The organism is Phenylobacterium sp. (assembly GCF_965229015.1).
Classification (GTDB): Bacteria; Pseudomonadota; Alphaproteobacteria; order Caulobacterales; family Caulobacteraceae; genus Phenylobacterium.
Window position 1 is genome coordinate 2,176,707 of the sequence record NZ_CBDDIM010000001.1, and the last position, 23,572, is coordinate 2,200,278.

28 protein-coding genes are annotated in these 23,572 nt (G+C 70.5%); 16 read left to right on the top strand and 12 right to left on the bottom strand.

What is annotated here, in order from left to right; genetic code table 11:
• Positions 1–2: 2 nt before the first annotated feature.
• Positions 3–2,174 carry a transglycosylase domain-containing protein gene (locus ACO06I_RS10955; RefSeq protein ID WP_421932599.1) on the bottom strand — a complete coding sequence of 724 codons (2,172 nt, stop codon included), beginning with the start codon at positions 2,172–2,174 and terminating at the stop codon, positions 3–5.
• Positions 2,175–2,327: 153 nt separating this feature from the next.
• Between ACO06I_RS10955 and ACO06I_RS10960 the strand changes: the two genes are divergently transcribed.
• The 9 genes from ACO06I_RS10960 to ACO06I_RS11000 all read left to right on the top strand — a co-directional run bounded on the left by ACO06I_RS10960 (position 2,328) and on the right by ACO06I_RS11000 (position 9,143).
• Positions 2,328–2,609, top strand: a complete 282-nt coding sequence (locus ACO06I_RS10960) for a hypothetical protein (RefSeq protein ID WP_421932600.1) — start codon at positions 2,328–2,330, stop codon at positions 2,607–2,609.
• A gap of 52 nt (positions 2,610–2,661) precedes the next feature.
• Entirely contained in the window at positions 2,662–3,540 is an 879-nt protein-coding gene (locus tag ACO06I_RS10965) for a transglutaminase family protein (RefSeq protein ID WP_421932601.1), read from the top strand.
• Between the two features lie 29 nt (positions 3,541–3,569).
• Positions 3,570–3,716: a hypothetical protein gene (locus ACO06I_RS10970; RefSeq protein ID WP_421932602.1), complete on the top strand. Its 147-nt coding sequence runs from the start codon at positions 3,570–3,572 to the stop codon at positions 3,714–3,716.
• A gap of 111 nt (positions 3,717–3,827) precedes the next feature.
• Positions 3,828–5,009 (top strand): MFS transporter, encoded by a 1,182-nt coding sequence (locus ACO06I_RS10975; RefSeq protein ID WP_421932603.1) that lies wholly within the window; start codon positions 3,828–3,830, stop codon positions 5,007–5,009.
• Between the two features lie 160 nt (positions 5,010–5,169).
• Positions 5,170–6,507, top strand: coding sequence for an MFS transporter (locus tag ACO06I_RS10980; protein ID WP_421932604.1), 1,338 nt, complete (start codon positions 5,170–5,172; stop codon positions 6,505–6,507).
• A 19-nt stretch (positions 6,508–6,526) separates the two neighbouring features.
• A complete protein-coding gene (locus ACO06I_RS10985) occupies positions 6,527–7,297 on the top strand; it encodes a prolipoprotein diacylglyceryl transferase (protein WP_421932605.1) in 771 nt (256 codons plus the stop codon).
• Complete coding sequence (locus ACO06I_RS10990) at positions 7,203–8,645, top strand: radical SAM protein (protein ID WP_421932606.1); 1,443 nt, start codon at positions 7,203–7,205, stop codon at positions 8,643–8,645. The genes ACO06I_RS10985 and ACO06I_RS10990 overlap by 95 nt, the downstream gene beginning before the upstream one ends.
• Positions 8,645–8,902, top strand: a complete 258-nt coding sequence (locus ACO06I_RS10995) for a hypothetical protein (RefSeq protein ID WP_421932607.1) — start codon at positions 8,645–8,647, stop codon at positions 8,900–8,902. The genes ACO06I_RS10990 and ACO06I_RS10995 overlap by 1 nt, the downstream gene beginning before the upstream one ends.
• Positions 8,895–9,143 carry a hypothetical protein gene (locus ACO06I_RS11000; protein WP_421932608.1) on the top strand — a complete coding sequence of 83 codons (249 nt, stop codon included), beginning with the start codon at positions 8,895–8,897 and terminating at the stop codon, positions 9,141–9,143. Before ACO06I_RS10995 ends, ACO06I_RS11000 begins: the two co-directional genes overlap by 8 nt.
• Here the strand turns inward: ACO06I_RS11000 and ACO06I_RS11005 are convergent.
• From ACO06I_RS11005 to pcaF, 7 genes are all read right to left on the bottom strand, one after another.
• Complete coding sequence (locus ACO06I_RS11005; RefSeq protein WP_421932609.1) at positions 9,140–10,216, bottom strand: Glu/Leu/Phe/Val dehydrogenase dimerization domain-containing protein; 1,077 nt, start codon at positions 10,214–10,216, stop codon at positions 9,140–9,142. The two genes, ACO06I_RS11000 and ACO06I_RS11005, sit on opposite strands and share 4 nt — an antisense overlap.
• 60 nt (positions 10,217–10,276) lie before the next feature.
• Positions 10,277–11,299: an alpha/beta hydrolase gene (locus tag ACO06I_RS11010; RefSeq protein WP_421932610.1), complete on the bottom strand. Its 1,023-nt coding sequence runs from the start codon at positions 11,297–11,299 to the stop codon at positions 10,277–10,279.
• Positions 11,296–11,880, bottom strand: a complete 585-nt coding sequence (locus ACO06I_RS11015; RefSeq protein WP_421932611.1) for a uracil-DNA glycosylase family protein — start codon at positions 11,878–11,880, stop codon at positions 11,296–11,298. Before ACO06I_RS11015 ends, ACO06I_RS11010 begins: the two co-directional genes overlap by 4 nt.
• Positions 11,881–12,065: 185 nt before the next feature.
• On the bottom strand, positions 12,066–12,380 hold the full coding sequence (locus ACO06I_RS11020; protein ID WP_421932612.1) for a DUF3253 domain-containing protein: 315 nt from the start codon (positions 12,378–12,380) through the stop codon (positions 12,066–12,068).
• A gap of 2 nt (positions 12,381–12,382) precedes the next feature.
• The gene (locus ACO06I_RS11025; protein ID WP_421932613.1) at positions 12,383–13,531 is read right to left on the bottom strand and encodes an acyl-CoA dehydrogenase family protein; all 1,149 of its coding nucleotides are present in this window, start codon (positions 13,529–13,531) and stop codon (positions 12,383–12,385) included.
• 17 nt (positions 13,532–13,548) lie between these two features.
• Positions 13,549–14,163: a hypothetical protein gene (locus ACO06I_RS11030; RefSeq protein ID WP_421932614.1), complete on the bottom strand. Its 615-nt coding sequence runs from the start codon at positions 14,161–14,163 to the stop codon at positions 13,549–13,551.
• Entirely contained in the window at positions 14,160–15,368 is a 1,209-nt protein-coding gene (gene pcaF / locus ACO06I_RS11035; RefSeq protein WP_421932615.1) for a 3-oxoadipyl-CoA thiolase, read from the bottom strand. Before pcaF ends, ACO06I_RS11030 begins: the two co-directional genes overlap by 4 nt.
• Before the next feature lie 108 nt (positions 15,369–15,476).
• Between pcaF and ACO06I_RS11040 the strand changes: the two genes are divergently transcribed.
• The 3 genes from ACO06I_RS11040 to ACO06I_RS11050 are packed head-to-tail and all read left to right on the top strand — an operon-like array spanning position 15,477 to position 17,374.
• Entirely contained in the window at positions 15,477–15,935 is a 459-nt protein-coding gene (locus ACO06I_RS11040; RefSeq protein ID WP_421932616.1) for a PaaI family thioesterase, read from the top strand.
• 3 nt (positions 15,936–15,938) lie between these two features.
• On the top strand, positions 15,939–16,379 hold the full coding sequence (locus ACO06I_RS11045) for a GNAT family N-acetyltransferase (protein ID WP_421932617.1): 441 nt from the start codon (positions 15,939–15,941) through the stop codon (positions 16,377–16,379).
• On the top strand, positions 16,376–17,374 hold the full coding sequence (locus ACO06I_RS11050; protein ID WP_421932618.1) for an MsnO8 family LLM class oxidoreductase: 999 nt from the start codon (positions 16,376–16,378) through the stop codon (positions 17,372–17,374). Before ACO06I_RS11045 ends, ACO06I_RS11050 begins: the two co-directional genes overlap by 4 nt.
• A 54-nt stretch (positions 17,375–17,428) precedes the next feature.
• On the opposite strand, the gene ACO06I_RS11055 is transcribed toward ACO06I_RS11050, so the two are convergent.
• Positions 17,429–17,935 carry a hypothetical protein gene (locus ACO06I_RS11055; protein WP_421932619.1) on the bottom strand — a complete coding sequence of 169 codons (507 nt, stop codon included), beginning with the start codon at positions 17,933–17,935 and terminating at the stop codon, positions 17,429–17,431.
• The gene (locus ACO06I_RS11060) at positions 17,932–19,209 is read right to left on the bottom strand and encodes a NupC/NupG family nucleoside CNT transporter (protein WP_421932620.1); all 1,278 of its coding nucleotides are present in this window, start codon (positions 19,207–19,209) and stop codon (positions 17,932–17,934) included. Before ACO06I_RS11060 ends, ACO06I_RS11055 begins: the two co-directional genes overlap by 4 nt.
• A gap of 165 nt (positions 19,210–19,374) precedes the next feature.
• Here ACO06I_RS11060 and ACO06I_RS11065 point away from each other — a divergent pair, with 165 nt between their 5' ends.
• The 3 genes from ACO06I_RS11065 (at position 19,375) to ACO06I_RS11075 (ending at position 21,270) form a co-directional block, all read left to right on the top strand.
• Positions 19,375–19,794: an organic hydroperoxide resistance protein gene (locus ACO06I_RS11065; protein ID WP_421932621.1), complete on the top strand. Its 420-nt coding sequence runs from the start codon at positions 19,375–19,377 to the stop codon at positions 19,792–19,794.
• Positions 19,791–20,282: a MarR family winged helix-turn-helix transcriptional regulator gene (locus ACO06I_RS11070; RefSeq protein WP_421932622.1), complete on the top strand. Its 492-nt coding sequence runs from the start codon at positions 19,791–19,793 to the stop codon at positions 20,280–20,282. The genes ACO06I_RS11065 and ACO06I_RS11070 overlap by 4 nt, the downstream gene beginning before the upstream one ends.
• 88 nt (positions 20,283–20,370) lie before the next feature.
• The gene (locus ACO06I_RS11075; protein ID WP_421932623.1) at positions 20,371–21,270 is read left to right on the top strand and encodes an alpha/beta fold hydrolase; all 900 of its coding nucleotides are present in this window, start codon (positions 20,371–20,373) and stop codon (positions 21,268–21,270) included.
• Between the two features lie 243 nt (positions 21,271–21,513).
• Here ACO06I_RS11075 and ACO06I_RS11080 read toward each other — a convergent pair whose 3' ends face one another.
• Positions 21,514–22,212 (bottom strand): glutathione S-transferase family protein, encoded by a 699-nt coding sequence (locus ACO06I_RS11080; RefSeq protein WP_421932624.1) that lies wholly within the window; start codon positions 22,210–22,212, stop codon positions 21,514–21,516.
• 241 nt (positions 22,213–22,453) lie between these two features.
• Between ACO06I_RS11080 and ACO06I_RS11085 the strand changes: the two genes are divergently transcribed.
• A complete protein-coding gene (locus ACO06I_RS11085; protein ID WP_421932625.1) occupies positions 22,454–23,080 on the top strand; it encodes a glutathione S-transferase family protein in 627 nt (208 codons plus the stop codon).
• 75 nt (positions 23,081–23,155) lie between these two features.
• Here ACO06I_RS11085 and ACO06I_RS11090 read toward each other — a convergent pair whose 3' ends face one another.
• Positions 23,156–23,521 carry a DUF2200 domain-containing protein gene (locus ACO06I_RS11090; RefSeq protein ID WP_421932626.1) on the bottom strand — a complete coding sequence of 122 codons (366 nt, stop codon included), beginning with the start codon at positions 23,519–23,521 and terminating at the stop codon, positions 23,156–23,158.
• Between the last annotated feature and the right edge of the window lie 51 nt (positions 23,522–23,572).

Consider the following 23,572-nt stretch of genomic DNA (forward strand, 5'->3'; position numbering starts at 1 on the left):
GCTTAGGTCTTGGGGACGTCCGTAGCCGGCGCTGGCGCGGCTGGAGCAACCTCCGCCGCCGGAGCCGTTGGCGGCGCGGGGACGCCGGGCGGACTTTCCGCGGTGGGGGCTTCGGCCCCCTCCGGCAGGGCGCCGTCGACCGGAAGTTCGGGGATGGCAAGGTCCTCGGTCTCCACGGGCGGGGCCTCCACCAGGGCGGCCCTGGGGGCGCTGCGGGCCACGGCGTAGGAGGCGAACTCCTTCCAGATCTTGGCGGGCAGGCCGCCGCCCACGACGCCGTTCATGGAGGCGTTGTTGTCGTTGCCGACCCAGACGCCCACCACCAGATCGCCGACATAGCCGACGAACAGGGCGTCGCGATAATCCTGGGTGGTGCCGGTCTTGCCGAAGGCGCCGGGGATGGCGGCCTCGATGCCGGTGCCGCGCTGGGTGGCCGAGCGCAGCAGGTCGCGCATGCCGGCCAGTTCCTTCTTCGACAGTTTGTGCACGCCCGGGGGCTTGCGCCAGTTGGCCAGGCCATGGGCGATCACCGGCGCCTCGCCCGCGTCGATGGCGGCATAGGCGGCGGTCAGTTGCACGAGGCTCATGGGCCCGGTGCCGAGCGCCAGGGTCAGGTCGTTGGGGATCGGCTCGGTGACGCCGAGGTCGCGGGCGGTGCGGACGATCTTGTCGCGACCGATCTCCTTGGCCAGGCGCACGGCGGCCACGTTGGAGGAGCCGGCGAAGGCGGTGATCAGCGGCACCATGCGGCCGGCGTACTTGACCTCGTGGTTCTTCGGCCTCCAGCCGGAGACCTCGACGGGGGCGTCGAGGATCGGGCTGGTGGGGGTCCAGCCCTCGCGCAGGGCGGCGAGGTAGACGAACAGCTTGAAGGCCGAGCCCGGCTGGCGGGCGGCGTCGGCGCGGTTGAACTGGCTGACCTTGTAGTCGCGGCCGCCCACCATGGCGACGACCCGGCCATCGGTGCGCATGGCGACCAGGGCGCCCTGGCTGGCGTTCAGCACCTTGCCGTCGCGGTCCAGGGCGCGGGCGAGGATCTTCTCGGCCTGGGCCTGGAGGTTGCTGTCCAGGGTGGTCTTGACCACGGTCTCGCCGTAGCTGGCCTCGATCGCCTCCTTCGCCTGGGGGATGACCCAGTCGGCGAAGTAGGAGCCGGTGGGCAGCTTCTTGCGGCCGACGTCGACCCGGATGGTGCGGATCGCCTGGCGGGCCTGCGCCTGGGTGATCACCTTGGTGTCGACCATCGCGCCCAGCACGACCCGCATGCGGGCCTTGGCGCCGGCGAAGTTCTCGGTGGGGGCCAGGCGCGAGGGCGCCTTGACCATCCCGGCCAGCATGGCGGCCTCGCCGATCGTCAGGGTCTCGGGCGTCTTGTCGAAATACTGCCGGGCGGCGGAGCGCAGCCCAAAGGCGCCCTGGCCGAAATAGACCGAGGAGAGATAGCGCGAGAGGATCTCGTCCTTGGAAAGCCGGGCTTCCAGATAGAGGGCGATCAGCGCCTCCTGCGCCTTGCGGCGCAGGGTGCGGTCGCTGGACAGGAAGGCGTTCTTGGCCAGCTGCTGGGTGATGGTGGAGCCGCCCTCGGAGACGCCGCCGGCCTTGGCGTTGGCGTTCAGGGCCCGCAGGATCGCCTTCGGATCGATCCCCAGGTGGCTGTAGAAGCGCCGGTCCTCGATGGCGATGAAGGCGCCGGGCACGTATTTCGGCAGCTTGGCGACCTCGACGGGCGCCTCCTTGTAGGAGCCGCGGCTGGCGATCGGCCGTCCGTCCGACGCCACCAGGATCAGGCTGGAGTCGCTCAGGGGCTCGAGCGCCCGGCCCAGGGGCAGGGACCAGATCAGCCACGCCATGAGGGCGAGGACCACCGCCGCGGCGGCGGCGGCGATCTGCCAGGGCCGGCGCATCCAGATCGGCGGGGGGCCGTCGGCGGCGTCGGCGACGCTAGGTGCGACGGGCTCCGGCTGAAGCCCGGCGTCTGCGGCCGGTTCAGCCTCGGGGTCGGGGATGGACTCGACCTCCGGGTCCGGGCCGGCCTCAAGGTCCACCTCGGTCTCGGGTTCAGGATCGGCGCCCGGAGTCCTGCCCGGTCCGATCTCAGGCGCCGGATCGTGAGTCTCCGCGGGATCCGGCGCGTCGGGCGTCGGCTTGGGCGGTTCGGCTTCGGGGTCGGTCATTCGCAGGGGCGTCCAGGGGCGCGAGGCCCAGGGGAGCGGCGTCCATACCACATGCGCGCGGCGCGCCAAGCGTGGCCGCAGAGGGGCGGCGAGCGTCCGCGGAACGGTGCGGCGCGCCGGTCGTTGCAGCTTCAACGCACCCAAGGAGCTCCCATGCGACTGATCCTGACCCTGGCGGCCGCTTCGGCCCTGGCGTTCTCCGTCTCCGCCTGCAACGGCAAACCCAACGCCACCGGCGCGGCCATGCCCGACACCGACGCCGTGGCGGGAACCGGCGCGCAGACCGCCCCGGACGCCGGCGTCACCGGCGCGGTTCCCGCGGACGGCTCCCCGCCGCCCATGCAGGCCACCTCCCCCGCCGCGGAAGGCGCCGGCGTCGGCACGACCGGCGGCCAGGGGGCTGGTGACGGGTCGGGTGGGGCGACGAAGCCCTAGTCGCGCTGCGGCGGCCGGAACCTCGGCCGCCTCCGCTCGTTCGACGCGAACGATGGCCCGGCTCACAATCCGTCACGAGACTCGCTACCTCTACGAGCGGCCGGTGGGTTTTGGCCTGCACCGCCTGCTGCTGCGTCCGCGCGACAGCCACGCGACCCGCGTGGTGGAGGCACACCTCACCTTCTCGCAGCAGGCCTCGACCCGCTGGGTCTATGACGCCCTGGGCAACTGCGTCTGCCTGATGACCCCCCAGGGCCGGTCGACTGAACTGTCGGTGGTCAGCGAGCTCACCATCGAGCGCTTCCCCGCCCCCCTGGCGCCGCTGCGAATCGACAATCCCCACACCGCCATGCCCATCGTCTACGACCGCGGCGACCGCACGGTGCTGGACCCCTTCATCGACCCGGCCACCGACGACCCCAACGGCATGCTGCTGGACTGGGTGCGGGCCCAGGCGGGCGGGACCTATGAGCCGGCGCTGGATTTCCTGCAGCGGCTGAACCGCTACATCCACCAGCACTTCGACTATCGCCGGCGCGATGAGGAGGGGGTGCAGACCCCCGCCTTCACCGTCACCATCGGCTCAGGCACCTGCCGCGACTTCGCCTGGCTGATGGTGGAGGCCCTGCGGCGGCTGGGCTACGCCGCGCGCTTCGTCACCGGCTATCTCTACTCGCCGCGCCATTCCAGCGTCCGGGGCGCCGGGGCGACGCACGCCTGGTGCGAGGTCTTCCTGCCGGACCTCGGCTGGATGGAGTTCGACCCCACCAACGGCCTGGCCGAATCCGCCGACCTGATCCCGGTGGCGGTCAGCCGCACGCCGGCCGAGGCCACTCCGGTCAGCGGGGTGATCCTGGGGGATCCGGGCCGGAGCGAGCTTTCGATTCACGTAGATGTGCGCCCGGCTGAAACACAGATGGCCGTGGCGTGAGCGACAGTGGCGTACGGGAGGAACAGCCCATGACACGAGGCTTCGACCAGCAAGACCCATCCCTCAACTTCAGCTTCCCCAAGTCCGCGCCCACGCCGCAGCACGGGCGGACCCCGGAGGCCAAGCCCGTCAAGGCCAAGGAGCCGCGCTCCTTCCAGCCGCGGCCGGGGCATTAGGTCGGCTCGAGCCGCCCGGGATCTGAAGCGCCGCGTCTGCTCCGCTCACGGAGCACGCGACTCCGGCTAGGCTAGGCCCCGACGCCATCTGGCGAGGGGAGCCCGGAGCCATTGACTGACCGCGCCACCTTCACCCCGCGCCGCGCGGTCCTGACTCTGGGGGTGACCCAGACCATCGGCTACGCGTGCAGCACCTACCTGCCCGCGACCCTGGCCAAGCCCATGGCGGCCGATGTGGGGATGTCCACCTCGGGCGTCTTCCTGGCCTTTTCCGCCGCCCTGCTGCTGCAGGCGGTGACGGGGCCCCGCATCGGCAAGCTGGTGGACCATCGCGGCGGGCGCCTGCCGCTCACCGCCGCCAGCCTGCTGTTCGCGGCGGGCCTGGTGGGCCTGGCGATCGCCCAGACCCCCGCCGTGCTGATCGCCGCCTGGTTCGTTATCGGGTTCGGCATGTCGGCGGGGCTCTACGACATCGCCTTCGCCGGCCTGGTGGGCTGGTTCGGCGCCGACGCGCGGCGCTCGATCACCGGGGTCACCCTGATCGCCGGCTTCGCCAGCACCATCGGCTGGCCGCTGACCGCCTGGCTGGAGCATCAGGTGGGCTGGCGCGGCGCCTGCCTGGCCTGGGCGGCCCTGAACCTGCTGATCGCCCTGCCCCTGCACCTGAGCCTGCCCCGCGCCCCGGCGCCGAAGCCCGAGCCCGCGGCCGACGCCGTCCCGGTGAGCGACGCCGCGGTTCCCGGCGACCTTTCCAAGATGATCCTGATGGCCACGGCCTTCGCGGTGCTGGCGGCCATCGGCTCGGCCATGTCGGCGCACCTGCCGCCCCTGCTGGGCGCCCTGGGGGTCAGCCCGGCCGCGGCCGTCGGCGCCGCGGCCCTGGTGGGGCCGGCCCAGGTGGCCGCGCGGCTGGCGGAGTTCGCCCTGGTGCGCCGCATCCACCCCCTGGTCTCGGGACGGGTGGCGGTCTCCCTGTTCCCCATCGGCGCGGTGCTGCTGATCGCGCTGGGTGGCGTCGCCGCGGCCCCCTTCACCATCCTCTACGGCGCGGGCAACGGGCTCTTCACCATCGTGCGCGGCGCCCTGCCGCTGGCGCTGTTCGGATCGCGCAACTACGGCCGCAGGCTCGGCGTGCTGAACGTGCCGGCCCGGCTGCTGCAGGCGCTGTCGCCCTTCGTCTTCGCCCTGATGATCGACCGCTCGGCCAACCTGGCCCTGGCGGTGATGGCGGCGGGCTCGGTCCTGGCCTTCGGCGCCCTGATGCTGCTGCGCCGGCCCGCCGACGGAACGTGATGTCGCGTCGCCAGGGTTTGGGGTTTCCCTGCTGGGGGACTCTGCTAGACCGAAGGGATTGAATTTATCCGTTTATGAAGGGAGAGCCCTGCGCGGCTTTTCACTCCCCTGCGCGCGCGGGCGGGACGCATTGGAAGAGAAAATCATTAGGGACGATCTGGTGACGACCGGCGAGGCCGGCGCCCCCGAAGGCGAGACAATGGCGGACAAGGAAGCCGCCTATGAGAAGTTCGTCTGGGACAATCTGAAGCGCAACTATATCGGCAACTACCTGCACGGCATGCTGGGCATGACCGGCTTCCGGCTGGTGAACGCACCGACCTTCCTGCCCGCCTACCTGCACCTGATTTCCGGCTCGAACGCCCTGGTGGGCCTGGCGCTCGGCCTGCAGCAGCTCGGCAGCGTGATCTCGCCGGTGTTCGGCGCCACCCAGATCGAGCACCGCAAGAAGGTGATGCCTGCCGCCATCTGGATGGGCGGCCTGGCCCGCGTCCAGATCGTCGGCATGGCGCTGGCCGGCTGGTTCCTGCACGGCCAGCCCCTGGTCATCGCCATGATGGTGCTGATGTTCCTGTTCGGCCTGTTCATGGGCACGCAGCGGGTGGTGTTCGGCTTCCTGATGGCCAAGGTCATCCCGCTCAGCCGCCGCGGGCGGCTGCAGGCCTGGCGCAACGCCACAGGATCCCTGATCGCCGCGGCGCTCGCCTATGCGGCGGGCAAATACATCATCAAGGCCGACCTGTTTGGCAACGGCTACTCCACCACCTTCGCGCTGTCGGCCTTCCTCACCACCTGCGGCCTATGGGCCCTGCAATTGCTGCTCAAGGAGCCCGAGCCGCCGAACCTGCCCGCGCGCTCGGGGTTCCGCGACCGCCTGAAGGACTTCCCGCGCCTCATCCTCGGCGACAAGAGCTACGCCTGGTTCCTGGTCATGCAGATGGCCGGCACAGCGGGCCGGGCCGCGACCCCCTTCTACGCCATCTATGTCACCCACCTGATGACGGTGAGCGGCGACGTCCACGGGGCCGTCGGGGCGGGCACGTTCCTGGGGGTCCTGGGCCTGTGCTTCATCGGCGCCGACGCCATCTCCAACCTGGTCTGGGGCTATATGGGCGACAAGACCGGATTCAAGCTGGTGTTGATCCTGTCGATGGCCATCTCGGTGGCGTCCACCATCCTGCTGATGACCGTGCACCAGCCCTGGGCCTTCTTCCTGGCCTTCTTCGGGCTGGGCGGCTCGCAGTCCGGCTACATGATGGCCGCCCAGACCATGATCCTGGAGTTCGGCAGCCGCGAGGAGATGCCAATGCGCATCGCCATCTCCTCCATGGCCGAGGGGATCATGGCCTCGATCGGCCCGCTGGTGGCCGGGGTGATGGCCGACCAGCTCGGCTATCCCGCGGTGTTCGGAACCTCCATCGGCTTCCTGGTCCTGGCCCTGGCCACCCTGCTGGTCTTCGTCCAGGAACCCCGAACCGCGCGGCTGGCGCGGCTCTAGGCGAGCCGGTGGGGCCAGGATGATCGAGGTTCCCACCGCCCCCTGGGCGCACACCGCGTTCGACCTGACCGCCTGGCTCTCGGGCCTGGCCTTCAGCGTCGCGCTCTATCGTTGGCGGATGCGGGAGACCGCCGACCGGCTGGCCCGCAAGGTGGATGGCGGTTACTTCGTGGCCCTCGCCGCCGGGGCCATTCCCGCCGCCTGGCTGCTGGGCTCGGTCAACAGCCTGCAAGGCGCCCACCCGGCCCTGTCCCACAGCGTCGTCGGCGCCCTGGCCGGGGCCATCCTGGGGGTGGAGATCTACAAGCTCGCGAGAGGCGTCACCGGCTCGACCGGCGGGGTCTTCGTCGGCCCCTTCGCCCTGGGCGTCGTGATCGGGAGGTTCGGCTGCCTGTTCGCGGGCCTCGCCGACGGGACCTATGGGACGCCCACCGCGCGCCCCTGGGCCGTGGACCTGGGCGACGGCATCGGCCGCCATCCGGTGCAGCTCTACGAGAGCGCGGCCATGGCCCTGTTCCTGGCGGTCTATCTGGAGGGCCTGGCGCGGCGCAGGTCATGGGCCATGACGCGCGGCTTCTACGTCATGTGCGGCTGGTACGGCCTGCAGCGCTTCGCCTGGGAGTTCCTAAAGCCCTATCCCAGGTTGCTGGGGCCGTTTAACCTCTTCCATATTCTGTGTCTGGGGTTGGTCGCCTATGGATGGGTCTACTATCAGCGCGACCGACGCGCAGAGCGTCTCGCGCAAGAGCGCGCCCTATCTGTTCCAGGGTCAGACCACCAGCCTGTGTGAGACCTGTCTGGCCCTGGTCCCGGCCAAGATCATCTCCGAGGGGCAGAACGTCTTCTATCTGAAGCGCTGCCGCGAGCACGGGGTGCAGAAGACCCTGATCAGCGACGACCTCGGCTACTGGAAGGCGCAGAAGGACTGGCTGAAGCCCGGGGACCGGCCGCTGAACGTCCAGACCCGCACCGATCATGGCTGCCCCTTCGACTGCGGCCTCTGCCCCGACCATGAGCAGCACTCCTGCCTGGCCATCGTCGAGGTCAACGAGGCCTGCAACCTCTCCTGCCCGGTCTGTTTCGCCGAGTCCTCGGTCAAGCGAGAGGCGCACCGGCCGCTCGCCGAGATCGAGAAGATGTTCGACATCCTGGTGGCGTCAGAAGGCGAGCCGGACCTGGTGCAGATCTCCGGCGGCGAGCCGACCCTGCACCCGCAGTTCTTCGAGATCCTGGCCGCCGCGCGGGCCCGGCCGATCCGCCACCTGATGATCAACACAAACGGCATTCGCATCGCCCGCGAAGCCGGCTTCGCCGAGAAGCTGGCGGCCTTCATGCCCCGGTTCGAGGTCTATCTGCAGTTCGACAGCCTGCAGCGCGACGCCCTGATGGAGCTGCGCGGCGCCGACCTGCGCGACGTGCGCCAGCAGGCCCTGGCGGCGCTGGAGCGCAACAACATCTCCACCACCCTGGTGGTGACGCTGAAGAAGGGGGTCAACGACCACGAGGTGGCCGACATCGTGCGCCACGCCCTGCAATGGCGCTGCGTGCGCGGGGTGACCTTCCAGCCGATCCAGGACGCCGGCCGCAACGACGGTTTCGATCCCAAGACCCACCGCATCGTGCTCACCGAGATCCGCCGGGAGATCGCCAAGGCCGGCGTCTTCGCCCTGGAGGACCTGATCCCCCTGCCCTGCAATCCCGACCAGATCTGCATCGGCTATGGCCTGCGCAGCGGCGACCGGGTCGAGCCGGTGACCGCCATGCTGCCGCGCGAACTGTTCGTGGCCGCGGCCCCCAACACCGTCACCTTCGAGGCCTATCCCGAGCTGCAGCAGAAGGTGTTCGATCTGCTGTCGCTGTCGACGGCCCAGGGCGACACCTCCGACAAGCTGGGCGCCCTGCTCTGCTGCCTGCCTGAAGCGGCCGTGCCTCAGGACCTGGGCTATGAGCACACCTTCCGGGTGGTGATCTCGCAGTTCCTGGACCGATACAATTTCGACCTCGGGACCGTGAAGCGCTCCTGCGTCCACTTCGTGCAGCCGGACGGGCGGATCATCCCCTTCGACACCTACAACACCTTCTATCGCCCGGGCGCCGAGGGCGCGGCCGCCCTGGCGCGCGGACAGGGGAGACTCTGATGAGCGAGCCGCGGTCAGCGAGGCGCCTGTTCGGCACGGCCCTGATGGCGGTGGGCGGCCTGATGGCGGCCCTCTCCGGTCTCTGCACCCTGGGCTATGCGGGGGTGGGCCTGGTCGCCGCGATCCAGGGCGGCGACGACGGATACGGCATCGTCATCCTGATCGTCGCCCTGGCCGCCGGCCTCGTGCCGATCCTGTTCGGCGTCGGCCTCTACTTCGGCGGCAAGGCGCTACGGAAGCCAAGGCCCGATGTCTGAGGATCCGAACCGGGGATCCGCGCGCCAGCCGCGCATTCGCGATCCCATCCTCTTCGGGATCGGGATCATGATGGCCACCCTGTGCGGGTCCTGCACCGTCGCCCTCGGGCTGCCGATGCTGGGGTCGGGCAACCTCGAGGCGACGCCGATCCTGCTCATGTTCGGAGGGCTTCCGACCTTCGCTGGCCTTGCGATGGTCGTTTCGAGCCTGAACCTCGGCTCCAGCCGGAAGGGGTCCTAGGCCGCGAGCTTGGCCTGGGCCGCGGCGGCGATGCGGGCCTTGGCCATTTCGTTGGCGACCTCGTGGGTGGGGCGGCGCTCGGCCGCCGCGCGGGACAGGACCTCGTCGAGGGTCTCCATCAGGCGGTCGAGCTTGGCGGCGACCCAGGCGGGGTCGAAGCTGGTCCCGGCCTCCAGGGCGGCGATCTCGGCGGCGACGTTGATGATGCCGCCGCCGTTGATCACGTAGTCCGGCGCATAGAGCATGCCGCGCTCGAACAGGGCGCGTCCGATCTCCGGGCTGGCCAGCTGATTGTTGGCGCCGCCGGCGATGATTCCGGCCCGCAGGCGCGGCAGGGTCTCGGCGTTGATGGCGCCGCCCAGCGCGCAGGGGGCGAAGACGTCGGCGTCGGCCTCGAAGATGTCGGCGGGGCTGACCACCTTGGCGCCGGTGCGCTCGGCCACCGCGCGCAGGGCCTCGACGTTGGTGTCGGTGAGGATCAGCCGGGCGCCGGCGGCGTGCAGCTTGTCGGCCAGGTAGGCGCCGACATGGCCGACCCCCTGGATCGCCACGGTGACGCCGTCCAGGTCACGGTTCAGCGCCCTGCGGACGCTGAGCCTCACGCCCCGGAAGATCCCCTCGGCGGTCACCGGCGACGGATCGCCAGAGGCGGCCGGGTGGCCCTCAAGGCCCGCCACATAGCGGGTCTGGCGCCGCGCGTGGGTCAGGTCGGCCACCGAGACGCCGACGTCCTCGGCGGTCCAGTAGCGGCCCCCCAGGGAGTCCACCGCGCGGCCGAAGGCCTCGAACAGGGCCGGGGTCTTCTGGGTGCGGCTGTCGCCGATGATCACGGCCTTGCCGCCGCCCAGGGGGATGTCGGCCATGGCGTTCTTGTAGGACATGGCGCGGGAGAGCCGCAGGGCGTCCTCCAGGGCCAGGTCGGCGCTGGCATAGGGCCACATGCGGCAGCCCCCCGCCGCCGGACCCAGGGCGGTGGAGTGGACCGCGATGATGCACTTGAGGCCGGTTTTCTCGTCAAAGAACGCGTTGACGCTCTCATGGCCCTCGAAGGCGGGGTGATCGAACAGGGTCATGCTGAGAACTGGCTCGAAGTGGGGAAGGATTTACCCGGCTCTACGCCCCCGCGACCCATCTCACAACCCCGCCGATGTGGTGGCGGGACCGCCGCGCGGGTGGCGCGGCCGGGGGATGGGCGGGGCGCCCGACGGCAGGGGCTGGTCGGGATCGCGGACATAGCTGAGGATATCGGCCCAGACCTTGGGGCCCTGGCGGTCGCGGGTCATCAGGTGCCAGCCCTGGGCGTAATAGGCGGTGCGGTCCCCCGGCTTCAGGCGGCTGGCGGCCTCGAAGGCCGGGCGCTTGGGGATGATCTCGTCATGGGCGCCGTAGAGATAGAGGGCCGGGACCTTGATCTGGCCGGTCTCCCGCCAGGCCCGCTCCATCATCGCCACCAGGCCGTAGAGGGTGTCGGAGCGCGCGCCCCAGACCATCAGCGGATCGCGGCCCATGGCGACGAGCTCCTCGCGGTTGTCGGTGGGCGCCACACGCTTGGTGAGCCATTCCGGGGGCGTATAGACCTTCGATCCCGTCAGCCGGGCGGCGAACCACAGGGTGGTTTTGTAGGGCAGGGGCTGGGTCGACCAGCCCCAGACCGCCGGCGAGAGCAGCACCACACGATCGGCGGTGGGGGGACGGTCGGAGGCGAAGGCCTGCACCGTGACGGCGCCGCCCATGCTTTCGCCGGCCACCACGACGATGGCCTTGGGGTGCTTGGCGCGGACCACGGCGGCCATGGTGCGCAGATCCTCCACCATCAGCTCGTCCCCGCCCCAGACCCCGCGGTTGGGGGAGCGGCCGAAGCCGCGCTGGTCGTAGGCGTAGGTGGTCACCCCCTGGCTCGCCCACCAGGGCGCGGCCAGGTGGAAGGCGTTGGAATAGTCGTTCATGCCGTGGACGCCGATGATCACCGCCCAGGGCTCCGGCGTGTTGGCGGCCCAGGTGGTGAGGCCCAGGCGCGTCCCGTCGAAGCTGACGAACTGATCGCCCTCCAGCCGAGGTCCCGAGAAGGCGGCCGGCGGCATGCCGGCCTGCTGCACCATCAGCGGGGTGCAGGCCGAGAGCATCAGGGCGGCGAGGGCGACGAGGAGGCGCTTCACGACTCTAGAATGGCTTGGACCCTTTGGCGAAGATAGGGCGTAACCTCCGCCTCGAACCAGGGGTTCCGCTTCAGCCAGCCGGTGTTGCGCCAGGACGGGTGGGGCATGGGCAGGTAGCGCGGCAGGTAGTCCCGCCATGCCCGCACGGTCTGCGTCATGTTCGCCTTGGCGCGGTCGCCCAGGGCCCATCCCTGCGCATGGCTTCCCACCAGCAGGGTCAGCTCCATATCCGGGAGGGCCGCCATCAGCTGCGGCCGCCAGAGCCGGGCGCAGCGGGGCGGCGGGGGATAGTCCCCGCCCTTGGGACTGGTCCCCGGAAAGCAGAAGGCCATGGCCGCCACCCCGATCTCCGGCCGGCCGTAGAAGGTCTCGGCGTCGATCCCCATCCAGGTCCGTAGGCGGTCGCCGGAGGGATCGGTGAAGGGCAGGCCGCTCTCATGCACCCGGCGGCCGGGCGCCTGGCCGCAGATCAGCAGGCGGGTCTGGGGCTTGACCATCACCACCGGCCGCGGCGCGTGCGGCAGCTCGCCTGCGCAGGCCCGGCAGGCGGCGATGTCGGCGAGGACGGCGTCGAGGGACATGGGGGGTATCTGGTGTCTCAAGCCGCAAACGCCAATTCCTCCCCCAGCGCGCAGCGCGGTTCGGGGGAGGTGGATCGTGGCCGCAGGCCGCGAGACGGAGGGGGGTTGGGCCGGCGATGTGGCGAAGCCCTAACCCCCTCCACCGCTTCGCGGTCCCCCTCCCCCGGAGGGGGAGGAATTGGGGGCTAGTCTTCGCTCTCTGGTGTTTCCACCGTCGGCCCCTCAGCGGCCTTGGCCAAGGCCGCTGCGCGCTCGTCGTCGGTGGGCAGGCGCAGGCGGTAGACGCCCTTGAAGGTGTCGGGGTCGGCGGGCTTGTTGTGGCGCAGGACGGTGATGCGGCCCTGGCGGGCCAGGCCGCGGGCGGTGGCGCGGACGTGGCCGGTCAGGCGCTGCCAGCGCTCGGGCTCGGCGGCGCGGGCCACCTCCTCAGAGGACACCGACTTGCCGGCGGGGAGCTTGCCGACGATCTCGAGGATCACGGCCTCCATGTCGATGCTCATGGTCAGCCGCCTCGTTTCAGGGTTTCGCGGGCGATGACCACCTGCTGGATCTGGCTGGTGCCTTCATAGATCCGGAAGATGCGCACGTCGCGGTAGAAGCGCTCGATCCCGTAGTCGGCGACGTAGCCCGCGCCGCCGAAGATCTGCACCGCCCGGTCGGCCACCCGGCCCACCATCTCCGAGGCGAAGTACTTGGCGGCGGCGGCCTCCATGGTGACGCTCTCGCCGGCGTCGCGCTTGCGGGCGGTCTCCATGACCATGGCCTTGGCCACCAGGGTCTCGGTCTTGCAGTCGGCGATCATGCCCTGGATCAGCTGGAAGGCGGCGATGGGCTGGCCGAACTGCTTGCGCTCGTTGGCGTAGGCCACGCAGTCGGTGAGCAGGCGCTCGGCGACGCCGACGCAGACCGCCGAGATGTGCAGGCGGCCGCGGTCGAGGACCTGCATGGCGACCTTGAAGCCCTCCCCTTCCCGGCCCAGGCGGTTCTCCACCGGCACCCGGACATTGTCGAAGTTCACGTCGCAGATGTGGGCCCCCTGTTGGCCCATCTTCTTCTCGGGCTTGCCGACCGTGAGGCCGGGCAGGTTGCGCTCCACCAGGAAGGCCGAGACCCCGCCGGCGCCCGGCTTGGTGGCGTCGGTCCGGGTCATCACCGTGAAGAGGTCGGCCTTGTTGGCGTTGGTGATGTAGCGCTTGGCGCCGTTCAGCACGTAGCAGTCGCCATCCAGCACGGCGCGCGTCTGGACCGCCGCGGAGTCAGACCCCGCCTCCGGCTCGGTGAGCGCGAAGGAGGTGATGATGTCGCCCGAGGCGATGCCCGGCAGGTACTTGGCCTTCTGCGCCTCAGTCCCGAACATCACCAGGCCCTGGCTGCCGATGCCGACATTGGTGCCGAAGGTGGAACGGAAGGCCGGGCTGGTGCGGCCCAGCTCCACGGCCACCAGGCACTCGTCCTCCATGGAGAGGTCCAGGCCGCCGTACTCGGCGGGGATGGAGAGGCCGAACAGGCCCAGCTCCTTCATCTCGGTCACCAGCTCCGGGGGCATTGCGTCTTCCTCGGAGACCTTGGCCTCCAGGGGCCGCAGGCGTTCGGAGACGAACCGGCGCACCGTGTCGATGAGCTGGTCGCGGGTTTCCAGGTCGAGGGCCATGATGTCTCTCTCGGGGCTTACTTGCAGGTGATCTTGTCGTCGGCGATTTCGGCGATCTGGGACAGGGTGACGGCGAGCACCGGGTCCGACCAGATCTCGTAGTTGGAGCTGCCGCCGGGCACGGCGCAGACCTGGGCCTTGCGCTTGGCCAGCTGGCCGCCGCGGATGGCGGTGAGCTCGGCCTCGTAGCCCACGGCGTGGCCCAGGCCGTTCCAGATCTTCAGGAAGGACTGCCGCTTCTCCGGCGAGGAGTCGACGGCGAAGGCGACCTTGCCGGGCTCCAGGGGCTTGTAGGTGTCGGGGGTCCCCTCGGGCAGGGCCATGTCGAGGCGGCCGATCTCCACGGCGTCCAGGACCGGCTTGCCGTCGGCCAGATGAAGGGTGGCCCGCTGGCCGAACATCACCTGGACGCTCTCGCCGATCAGCTTGGAGTGGGGGTCGAAGCCGGCCGCCATCAGGGCGGCCACCAGGGGCGGCCGACCGGTGGGCCGCGCGGCGGCGGTCCCGCTCGAGGGCGCCGGGCCGCCCGCCAGGGGCGGAGACGCCGCCGGCGCGGTCTTGACCGGGGCGTCCTGGGCGAAGGCGGGAGGGGCCAGGGCGAGGACGGCGGTGAGGATCAGCGGACGGATCATGCCTTGGCCAGCGCCAGGGCCGAGCCTTGGCCAACACCGACGCACATGGTGGCGAGCGCCCGCTCGCCGCCGGACTGGTGCAGGCTGCGGGCCGCGGTGAGCGCCAGGCGGGCGCCCGAGGCGCCGAGGGGATGGCCGATGGCGATGGCGCCGCCGTGGGCGTTCACGTGGCTGGCGTCATCGGCGAGGCCCCAGGCGCGGGTGCAGGCCAGGGCCTGGGCGGCGAAGGCCTCGTTGAGCTCCACGACGTCGAAGTCCCGCGGGCTGATCCCCAGCCGGGCGCAGAGCTTCTCCACCGCCGGGATGGGACCGACCCCCATGATGCGCGGGGCGACGCCACCGGAGGCCCCGCCCTCGATGCGGGCGAGCGGTTCGAGGCCGAGCTTCTGGACCATCTCGGCCGAGGCCAGCAGCAGGGCCGCGGCGCCGTCATTGACCCCCGAGGCGTTGCCGGCGGTCACCGTGCCGCCCTCGCGGACGATGGGCTTGAGGGCCTGCAGGGCGGCCAGGGTGGTGTCGGGGCGCGGATGCTCGTCCTCGGAGACGACGACGTCGCCCTTGCGATCCTTGATCGTCAGGGGCGCGATCTCGCCCTCGAAGAACCCCTTGGCGCGGGCGGCGCCGACGCGGGCCTGGCTGCGCTGAGCGAAGGCGTCCTGGTCCTCGCGGTTGATCTGGTAGTCGGTGGCGACGTTCTCGGCCGTCTCCGGCATGGCGTCGACGCCGTATTCCTTCTTCATCTGCGGGTTCACGAAGCGCCAGCCGATGGTGGTGTCGTACATCTCCGGGGCGCGGGAGAAGGCGGTGTCGGGCTTGGCCATGACGAAGGGGGCGCGGCTCATGCTCTCCACCCCGCCGGCGATGATCAGGTCGGCCTCCCCCACGGCGATCGTCCGGGCGCCGGCGATCACAGCGTCCAGGCCCGAGGCGCAGAGGCGGTTGACGGTCAGGCCGGGAATGGTCGAGGGCAGGCCCGCCAGCAGCAGGGCCATGCGGGCGACATTGCGGTTGTCCTCGCCGGCCTGGTTGACGTTCCCGTAGATGACCTCGTCGACCTGGCCCCAGTCGAGCTTGGGATAGGCGGCCATCAGGGCCTTCAGCGGATGGGCGGCCAGGTCGTCGGCGCGGACCTTGCCGAGCGCCCCGGCATAGCGGCCGATCGGGCTGCGCAGGCCCCCGCACAGATAGACAGTCCGGCCTTGCATCATCTCTCTCCGCCACTTAGGTCGCCTTGCGGCGGCGCGTCTTCGCGGCCGCAAACTAGTGTTTGGATCGGCGGCGGGCAAACGCTTCCGGCGTACAAGGGGGCGACGATGGACGGGACCGAAACCGAGACCAATCCCTGGGTGCACGCCGTGGTGCAGGAAGGTGAGTGGGCCGGATGGTCCATGTACGGCAACGACCCCTTCGAGGATCACGCCGGGCCCTTCTACTACCGGATGGGCGAGGACGGCCGGCCGGTCTGCGCCATGCGCCCCGAGCCCAAGCACATGAACGGCGGCGGCTTCATGCACGGTGGGGCGCTCATGACCTTCGCCGACTACTGCCTGTTCGTGATCGCCCGCGACGCCCTGAAGGACAGCCGCAGCGTGACCGCCACCTTCAACAGCGAGTTCGTCGGCGCGGTGCCCCCCGGCTGCCTGCTGGAATGCACTGGCGAGGTGGTGAAGGCCGGCCGCAGCATGGTGTTCGTGCGCGGGATCATGGCGGTCGAGGGCGAGCCGGTGCTGAGCTTCTCCGCCGTGCTGAAGAAGACCGCGCCGAGGACCTGACCCATGCTGGTCCCGCTGACCCCCGGCGACATTTCCGACCTGCTGCGCATCGAGCGGCTGCCGGGCTATGACGCCTTCATCGGTCAGTGGTCGCCCGAGGAACACGCCGCCGAGATGGCCTCGCCCGCCGCTCGCTACCTCGGATGGCGCGACGGCGCCGAGCTGACCGGCTTCGTGATCTTCCAGAAGTTCGACCAGCCCACGGTGCGATTGCGGCGGATCGCGGTGGCCAGGCCCGGCGGCGGCCTGGGCACGACCCTGCTGCGCGCCGTCGTGGACTGGGCCTTCGCCAACACCGGGGCTGAGGCTGTCGATCTGCACGTCCGGGCCGGCAACGACCGGGCCCGCTCTGTCTACGCCCGCGAGGGGTTCGTGCCCTCCGGCGAGTTCGAGGACGACGCCGAGGAGATGGTCGTCTCCCGCGCGCGATGGAGCGCCAGATGACCTACGCCCTCTCGGTCCTCGATCTCTCGCCGGTCAGCGGGACCAACACCCAGGCGCAAGCCGTGCGCGAGAGCTTGGAGGTGGCCAAGGCCGCCGAGCGGCTGGGCTATCACCGCTTCTGGGTGGCCGAGCACCACAATATCGGCGGGCTGGGCTCGCCGGCCCCGGAGATCCTGATCGCCGCGGCCAGCCAGATCACCTCGACGATCCGGCTGGGCTCGGGCGGGGTGATGCTGGTGAACTACTCGCCGCTGAAGGTGGCCGAGGTGTTCATGGAGCTGGAGGCCCTGGCGCCCGGCCGCATCGACCTGGGCGTCGGCCGCGCGCTCGGCACCGATCCCCGCACCGGCGCGGCCCTGCGCACCTCCGGTTCGGAGGCCTTCCCGCAATATTTCGCGCTGCTCTCGGCCTGGCTGCTGGACGCCGCCGATGTCGAGCCGATCACCGACGCCCACCCCGCCCGGGAGATCCACGCCAACCCCAAGGGCCCCTCGCACCCCGACCTCTTCCTGCTCTGCACCTCGGTGGAGAGCGCCACCTTCGCGGGTCAGGTGGGGGTGGGCATGGTGTTCGCCGAGTTCATCGCCCGCGCCGACGGCGGGCCGGCGGTGGCGGCCTATCGCCAGGCCTTCGCGCCCTCGGCCTTCCGCCAGACGCCGTGGGCCGGGGTGGCGACGATCGCCCTGGCCGCCGAGACCGCCGCCGAGGCCGAGCGGCTGGCCGCGCCCATGCGGGCCGGCAACCTGGCCACCCTCGACGGCGAGCGGCGGCGGTTCACCTCCATCCCCGAGGCCCAGGCCTTCCTGGCCGAGCGGGCGGGCGATCCGCGGCTGGCCGGGGTGCTGGCGCGCGGCATCGTCGGCGACGCGGCGAGCGTGCAGGCGCGCCTGGACGACAAGGCGCGAACCACCGGGGCCGACGAGGTGTTCGTGATGGCGGTGGGCCCTGACCTGCAGAGCCGCATCCGGTCCCTGGAGCTGATCAAGCCTTCATAAGTGGTCGCGTGACGGGCGCCGGAACCGGCGTCCACTTCCGGCTGTCACGCTCCGCTAGTGCGCGTGGTCCATGGCCGGCGCCTTGGGCGCATCGGCCATGCGGGCCTCGATGCGGGCCAGGCCGAAGACACTGCGCCAGCCCTTCTTGTCGCCGCTGGAGGCCAGGCGCCAGGGGGCCTCCTTATCGTCCAGGGGCTTACCGTCGACATGGTCGGCGAGGATCACCACGTCGTTGTGGAAGTCCTTGTCCAGCTCGGCCAGCGAATAGACCGCCTGGAAGCCGTCCCTGCCGGTCATCACCACATAGGCCCGCAGGGGATCGCCGTGCAGCCTGGGGCCCACCGGCAGGCCGCCGGCCCGCAGGACATAGGCCAGTATCGGGCCCTCATAGGTCTTCGCCCCGGTCTCCAGGGTGACCTTCACCTCGGCGCGGGGCAGGTCGGCGAGGTCGGCGGGGGCGAGGACCTTGGTCTTGCCGTCGGCGGAGACCACGGTCAGCGACTGGGCGAAGGCCGCGACGGGGGCGACCGCCAGGGCCAGGGCGAGGACCAGCGCCCTCATTGGCCGAACAGTTCGCGGGGCATGGCGCCGACGATGGCGGCGGTCATGCAGGTGGCCAGGAAGCCCGCGACGAGCGCCTTCCAGACCATGCCGATGATCTCGTTGCGGCGCTCGGGCATCAGGATGCCCATGCCCGAGACTGTGATCCCCACCGAGCCGACATTGGCGAAGCCGCACAGGGCGTAGGTCATGATCATCCGGGTCCGCTCGGTCATCTCGGCGGCGGGGATGGCGCCCAGCTGGATGAAGGCGATGAACTCGGTCAGCATCAGCTTCACGCCGAGCAGGTAGCCCGCCTTGAGCGCCTCGTCGGCGTGGATGCCCAGGGTCCAGGCCAGGGGGGCGAAGACCACGCCCAGGATGCGCTCGATGGTGAGCGGCGCGCCCATCACGTCCGGGAACACCGAGAGCAGGCCGTTGCCGATGGCCACGAAGGCCACGAAGACGATGAGGATGGCCGAGATGTTCAGCACCACCGACAGGCCGTCCATGGTGCCCTTGGAGATGGCGTCGATCGCGCTGTCATACTTCAAGAGAGAATTGTAATCCGCGTAGAAGCCGCCCTGGCCGGGCTTCTCCGGCACCATGATGCGGGCCAGCAGGACGCCGGCCGGGGCCGAGATGATCGAGGCCACCAGGACGTGGGCCGCGGCGTTGGGCAGCACCGCCTTCAGGATGGTGGCGTAGGCGACCATGGTGGAGCCGGCGACGGTGGCCAGGCCCACCACGATCATCAGGAACAGCTCCGAGCGGGTCAGCTTGTCCAGGAAGGCGCGGATGACGATGGGGCTTTCGATCATGCCCAGGAAGATGTTGGCGGCCACGGCCAGGGCCGAGGCGCCGCCCAGGCCCATGGTCTTCTGGAAGACGAAGCCGAAGCCCCGCGTGATCCACTTGAGGATCTGCCAGTGCCAGAGCAGGGCCGACAGGGCCGAGATCACCAGGATCAGCGGCAGGACCTGGAAGGCGAAGACGAAGAGGCCGCCGGGGTTGGTGACGGCGTAGGGCTGGGCCCCGCCGCCCATGTAGCCGAAGACGAACTGGGTGCCCTGGGCGGTGGCGGCGGCCAGGCCGTCGACCCCGTCGTTGAGGGCCGCGATCACCCCCTGGGCGGCGGGCAGGCCAAACAACAGCAGCACCAGGGCGACCTGGACGAGGATGGCCCCGAGCGCCAGCTTCCAGGGGAAGCGCCGGCGGTCCTCCGACATGGCCCAGCAGACCGCCAGGGTCAGGGCGACACCGACCAGGCTCTGGGCGTTTTCGGGACGGAACATGCGGCTTGGGCCCCCGGCGTGGGCGGACTCAACCCCACGGGGGCAATTGAGGGGAAGGCGGGCGCCGAGGCAAGACGTGTCGGCGGCCGTGGACGGAAGACCGGGCTTGACCTATTTAAGTTGTATACAATATAATTGTGTAACATTGAAAACGGAGATAGCCCCATGACCGCCCTCTATTCCACCCAGGCCCGCGCCGTCGGCGGCCGCGCCGGCCATGTCGAGACCACTGACGGCCTGCTGAAGGTCGACCTGGCCCTGCCCAAGGAGATGGGCGGCAAGGGCGGGGCGACCAATCCCGAGCAGCTGTTCGCCGCCGGCTACGCCGCCTGTTTCGAGAACGCCGTGCGCTTCATCGCCGGCCAGCAGAAGCTCGGCCTGACGGCCGCCGCGGTCACCTCGACGGTGGAGCTGCATCCGCGCGCCGAGGGCGGATTCCGCCTGGGGGTGGGCCTGGACGTGGAGACGCAGGGGCTCGACCAGGCCGCCGCCGAGGCTCTGGTGGCCCAGGCCCACCAGGTCTGCCCCTATTCGAATGCGGTTCGCGGCAATGTCGATGTTGGGATAACCGTAAGGGCGCAATGAGTCCCAAGACCACCCAAGACCGACCAGCGCCGACACGTGACCGTCAGGGTGTCGCGCAACAACTGCGTCTCGAGAACCAGCTCTGCTTCGCCCTCTATGCGGCGAGCGGGCTGGTGACCCGGGCCTACCGGCCGCTGCTGGAGCCGCTCGGCCTGACCTATCCCCAGTACCTGGCCATGATGGCCCTGTGGGAAAAGGCCCCGCGCACGGTGAGCGACCTGGGCGAGGCGCTGGGTCTCGACAGCGGCACCCTCACCCCGCTGCTGAAGCGCATGGAGGCCGCCGGCCTGGTGACCCGCACGCGGGACCGCGCCGACGAACGGCGGGTGCAGGTGGACCTGACCGACCAGGGCCGTCATCTGCAGGACGACGCCGCCGGGGTGCCCTTCGCGCTCGCCTGCGCCCTCGACCTGCCGGGCGAGGAGATCGTCGCCCTGCGGGCCAGCCTGCAGGACCTGGCCCGCAAGCTGCGCGGGACCGGCGAATAGGCTTGCGCGGCCCCCCTCGCGGCTGACAATCTTCGCAGATGGGCTGGCCCGCGCGCCGCCCGTTCCTTCCAGATTCCGGATCAAAGCCATGACGCCTTCCCAGGGGCCGCGCGATGACGCGCGCCACGACAGCGGTTTCATCGATATCGGCGGGGTGCCCCAGTGGGTGACCCTGAGCGGGCGGGGCCCGCCCCTGCTGGTGCTGTCGGGGCCTGGGGTGGCCTTCAGCCGCATGCCCCGGCTGTTCGCCTCCTGGGAGGCCGCCTTCACGGTGGTCCAGTGGGACCAGCCGGGGGCGGGGTCGACGGGGCCGATGGCGCTGAGCCTGGAACGCCTGGTCACCGACGGCCTGGCGGTAGCGCAGGCGGTGCGGGCGCGGCTGGGGGTGGCCAGGGTGGCGGTGCTGGGGGTGTCGGGGGGCTCGGTGGTGGGGCTGTCGATGGCGGCCCGGCGCCCCGACCTGATCGGCATCTATGCCGGGACCGGGCAGTTCACGGACTGGGGGGCCCAGGACGCCCTGAGCTACGACCTCGTGCTGGCCGCGGCGCGGGACCGGGGGGACGCCGCGGCGCTGGCGGAGCTGGAGGCCCTGGGGCCGCCGCCCTATGCGGACGCGGCCGCCGACGCGGTGAAGTCCAAATATGCCGGGGCCCTGACGCCGGCCGAGCAGGCCGCGGCCGATCCGGCCCTTTTCGCGCCGCCAGAGGGCGCGCCCGAGATCGACCAGAGGGCGCTGGCGATGGCGGCCTATGAAGCGGTGCGGGGCGAGCTGATGAGGTTCCGGGCCCGCGACCTGGGACCGGTGGCGACGCCGCTGGTGTTCCTGCAGGGGGCGGCCGACCTCTATTCGGTGAGCTCGGTGGTGGCGGCCTATGCCCGCGAGATCGGGGCGCGGTTTGTCCCGGTGGAGGGCGGCGGGCACGCGGCCTATCTGCTGCCGGAGACGGCGGGGCTGCTGGTGGCGCATGTGCGGCCGTTGGCGGGGTGATCCTTCTCCCCCTCGCGGGCGAAGGTGTCCGGTCGAACGAGGAGACGCGCTTCGCCCTCAACCAAACATCGTCATCCCGGACGGCCGCGAGGCCGATCCGGGACCCAGGGGCCGCAGGCTGGGCCCCTGGGTCCCGGCTCTCCGCTTCGCTGCGGCCGGGATGACGGAGTGGGTTTGCCGGGCAGGTCCCATCCCCCATCCAACCCGGCTCGCAAGGGGAGAAGGAACCCGCGCGCGTCGGAGTTAGGCCCCGGCCTTCTCGGCCGCCTTGGCCTTTTCCTTGGCGGCCATCTTGGCGATGAGTTCGCGGCGTTCGACGAGGCCGCGGTGGAGCTCGACCAGGGTGGCCGCGGCGTGCTCGTTCTTCTGGATGGCGGCCCAGTAGGCGGCGACCTTGGGGGCGGCGGGGATGGGGTTTTCCACCTCCACCGTGCCGATGACGTTCTCCACGAGGAACAGGGCCGGGACCAGGGTGCAGTCGGCAAGCGTCAGGCGGCCGGAGACCGCGAAGCCGTCGGTCCCGATGTAGTGCTCCAGGGCCTTGATCCCGCGGATCACCTGGCCGCTCAGCAGCTTGACGATGTCGGCGCTGCGGGTCGAGGCGCGGCCCTGGCCCGAGAGCATGAACATGTTGTTCATCAGGTAGATGTCGGCGATGCGCGACACCGTGCGGATGGCGGCGGTCTCCCGCGGGGTCGATCCCAGCATGGGGTTCTGCGGATAGATCTCCTCCAGATATTCGGAGATGACCTCGGATTCCGGGATCAGGTCGCCGTTCCCCAGGTCGAGGACCGGGATGCGGGCGAGCGGCGAGGTCTTGTGGAACTCCCCGGTCATGAAGCCGGGCGGCAGGGTGATCTCGATGTCGGAGATCCCCTTGGCGTAGATCTGCATCCGCACCTTGGCGGAATAGGGCGAGAGGTCGCCGGAATAGAGCTTCATGAAAGGGGTCCTGACCAATGGGCGCCCGCGAACGGGCGTTTGAATGGACCTAGGGGTAACGGCGATCGGCCGGGGGGACAATGCGCGGATGAACGATGATCGCCGGAAACGGACTTCGGGAAGTCGCAGACGGGTGGCGAGCGGACATCGCTGAAGCCAAGCTTCGCGTATGGCTTGAGCGCCACGGGCATATGGGGTTGGCTAGGCTCGATCCTCAGTCACACCAGGAAAGGGCCGGCGCATGATCACCGTTTGGGGCGGACAGACCTCGCGATCGATCCGGGTCGTCTGGGTGCTGGAGGAGATGGGCCTTCCCTACCGCGTGCGGCAGGTGGACATGCTGGCGCCCGAGCAGGACCCCGAGTTCCTGGCGATCAACCCCGCCGACTACATCCCGGCGATCCAGGACGGCGACGTCGCCATGGTCGAGTCGATCGCGATCATGGAGTACCTGATGGCCCGCTACGGGCCGACGCCGCTGGCGCCCGCGCCGCAGGATCCGACCTTTCCCGCCTATCAGCAATTTCTGCACCTGGGCGAGGCCGGCCTCGCGACCCTGATGATGCCCGTCGTCGTCAGCCGCTTCATCGCACCCGAGGGCGAGCGGGAGAACTGGGGCGCGACCTGGTGTCTGCGGTCGTTCCAGAAGCGGCTGAAGCTGGTCAGCCAACGGCTTGCCGTCTCGCCCTATCTTGCCGGCGAGACGTTCACGGCCGCCGACATCTCGGTGACCTACGCCCTGAACCTGGGCCAACGGAACTGCGGGATCACCCTCGGCGACGCCGAGCAGGCCTACCTCGCCCGCACCACCGGCCGCGACGCCTACAAGCGCGCCATGGCGCGTTCGCACGAAGGGGTGAGCACCTGATCCCCGCATCCCCCGCGAATGGAGGGACGAGCGGTCCACGCCCTGGGAAGGGAAGCCGGCTTGAAGGCGCGAACCTCAGACCTTGGCGGGCTGGCGGTTGAGGATCTTGTCCATGGCCTTGCCCTTGGCGAGTTCGTCGATGAGCTTGTCGAGGTAGCGGATCTCGCGCATCACCGGCTCGGCGATCTCCTCGACGCGGACGCCGCAGACCGCGCCGCGGATGTCGGCGCGGGCCGGATTGAGGGCCGGGGCCTGGGCGAAGAAGGTCTCGTAGTCGGTGTTGTTGGCCAGCTGGGCCGCGAGCCCCTCATGGTCGTAACCGGTCAGCCAGCCGATGATCTGGTCGACCTCGGCCCGGGTGCGGCCCTTGCGCTCGGCCTTGGCCACCAGGGCCGCATGGACCTTGGCGACGCTCATTCGGTAGGCGCGGTGCTGGGTCATCCCGTCTCCTGGCGCAGTCGGGCGCGGGGCTCTGGCGCCCGGGCGTCAGCA

Excerpts from the sequence above, each read along its gene's own strand:
- ACO06I_RS10955 (WP_421932599.1), bottom strand. The coding sequence starts at position 2,174 with ATGACCGACCCCGAAGCCGAACCGCCCAAGCCGACGCCCGACGCGCCG.
- ACO06I_RS10960 (WP_421932600.1), top strand. The coding sequence starts at position 2,328 with ATGCGACTGATCCTGACCCTGGCGGCCGCTTCGGCCCTGGCGTTCTCC.
- ACO06I_RS10965 (WP_421932601.1), top strand. The coding sequence starts at position 2,662 with ATGGCCCGGCTCACAATCCGTCACGAGACTCGCTACCTCTACGAGCGG.
- ACO06I_RS10970 (WP_421932602.1), top strand. The coding sequence starts at position 3,570 with ATGACACGAGGCTTCGACCAGCAAGACCCATCCCTCAACTTCAGCTTC.
- ACO06I_RS10985 (WP_421932605.1), top strand. The coding sequence starts at position 6,527 with ATGATCGAGGTTCCCACCGCCCCCTGGGCGCACACCGCGTTCGACCTG.
- ACO06I_RS10990 (WP_421932606.1), top strand. The coding sequence starts at position 7,203 with ATGGATGGGTCTACTATCAGCGCGACCGACGCGCAGAGCGTCTCGCGC.
- ACO06I_RS10995 (WP_421932607.1), top strand. The coding sequence starts at position 8,645 with ATGAGCGAGCCGCGGTCAGCGAGGCGCCTGTTCGGCACGGCCCTGATG.
- ACO06I_RS11000 (WP_421932608.1), top strand. The coding sequence starts at position 8,895 with ATGTCTGAGGATCCGAACCGGGGATCCGCGCGCCAGCCGCGCATTCGC.
- ACO06I_RS11005 (WP_421932609.1), bottom strand. The coding sequence starts at position 10,216 with ATGACCCTGTTCGATCACCCCGCCTTCGAGGGCCATGAGAGCGTCAAC.
- ACO06I_RS11015 (WP_421932611.1), bottom strand. The coding sequence starts at position 11,880 with ATGTCCCTCGACGCCGTCCTCGCCGACATCGCCGCCTGCCGGGCCTGC.
- ACO06I_RS11020 (WP_421932612.1), bottom strand. The coding sequence starts at position 12,380 with ATGAGCATCGACATGGAGGCCGTGATCCTCGAGATCGTCGGCAAGCTC.
- ACO06I_RS11025 (WP_421932613.1), bottom strand. The coding sequence starts at position 13,531 with ATGGCCCTCGACCTGGAAACCCGCGACCAGCTCATCGACACGGTGCGC.
- ACO06I_RS11030 (WP_421932614.1), bottom strand. The coding sequence starts at position 14,163 with ATGATCCGTCCGCTGATCCTCACCGCCGTCCTCGCCCTGGCCCCTCCC.
- pcaF (WP_421932615.1), bottom strand. The coding sequence starts at position 15,368 with ATGCAAGGCCGGACTGTCTATCTGTGCGGGGGCCTGCGCAGCCCGATC.
- ACO06I_RS11040 (WP_421932616.1), top strand. The coding sequence starts at position 15,477 with ATGGACGGGACCGAAACCGAGACCAATCCCTGGGTGCACGCCGTGGTG.
- ACO06I_RS11045 (WP_421932617.1), top strand. The coding sequence starts at position 15,939 with ATGCTGGTCCCGCTGACCCCCGGCGACATTTCCGACCTGCTGCGCATC.
- ACO06I_RS11050 (WP_421932618.1), top strand. The coding sequence starts at position 16,376 with ATGACCTACGCCCTCTCGGTCCTCGATCTCTCGCCGGTCAGCGGGACC.
- ACO06I_RS11055 (WP_421932619.1), bottom strand. The coding sequence starts at position 17,935 with ATGAGGGCGCTGGTCCTCGCCCTGGCCCTGGCGGTCGCCCCCGTCGCG.
- ACO06I_RS11060 (WP_421932620.1), bottom strand. The coding sequence starts at position 19,209 with ATGTTCCGTCCCGAAAACGCCCAGAGCCTGGTCGGTGTCGCCCTGACC.
- ACO06I_RS11065 (WP_421932621.1), top strand. The coding sequence starts at position 19,375 with ATGACCGCCCTCTATTCCACCCAGGCCCGCGCCGTCGGCGGCCGCGCC.
- ACO06I_RS11070 (WP_421932622.1), top strand. The coding sequence starts at position 19,791 with ATGAGTCCCAAGACCACCCAAGACCGACCAGCGCCGACACGTGACCGT.
- ACO06I_RS11075 (WP_421932623.1), top strand. The coding sequence starts at position 20,371 with ATGACGCCTTCCCAGGGGCCGCGCGATGACGCGCGCCACGACAGCGGT.
- ACO06I_RS11080 (WP_421932624.1), bottom strand. The coding sequence starts at position 22,212 with ATGAAGCTCTATTCCGGCGACCTCTCGCCCTATTCCGCCAAGGTGCGG.
- ACO06I_RS11085 (WP_421932625.1), top strand. The coding sequence starts at position 22,454 with ATGATCACCGTTTGGGGCGGACAGACCTCGCGATCGATCCGGGTCGTC.
- ACO06I_RS11090 (WP_421932626.1), bottom strand. The coding sequence starts at position 23,521 with ATGACCCAGCACCGCGCCTACCGAATGAGCGTCGCCAAGGTCCATGCG.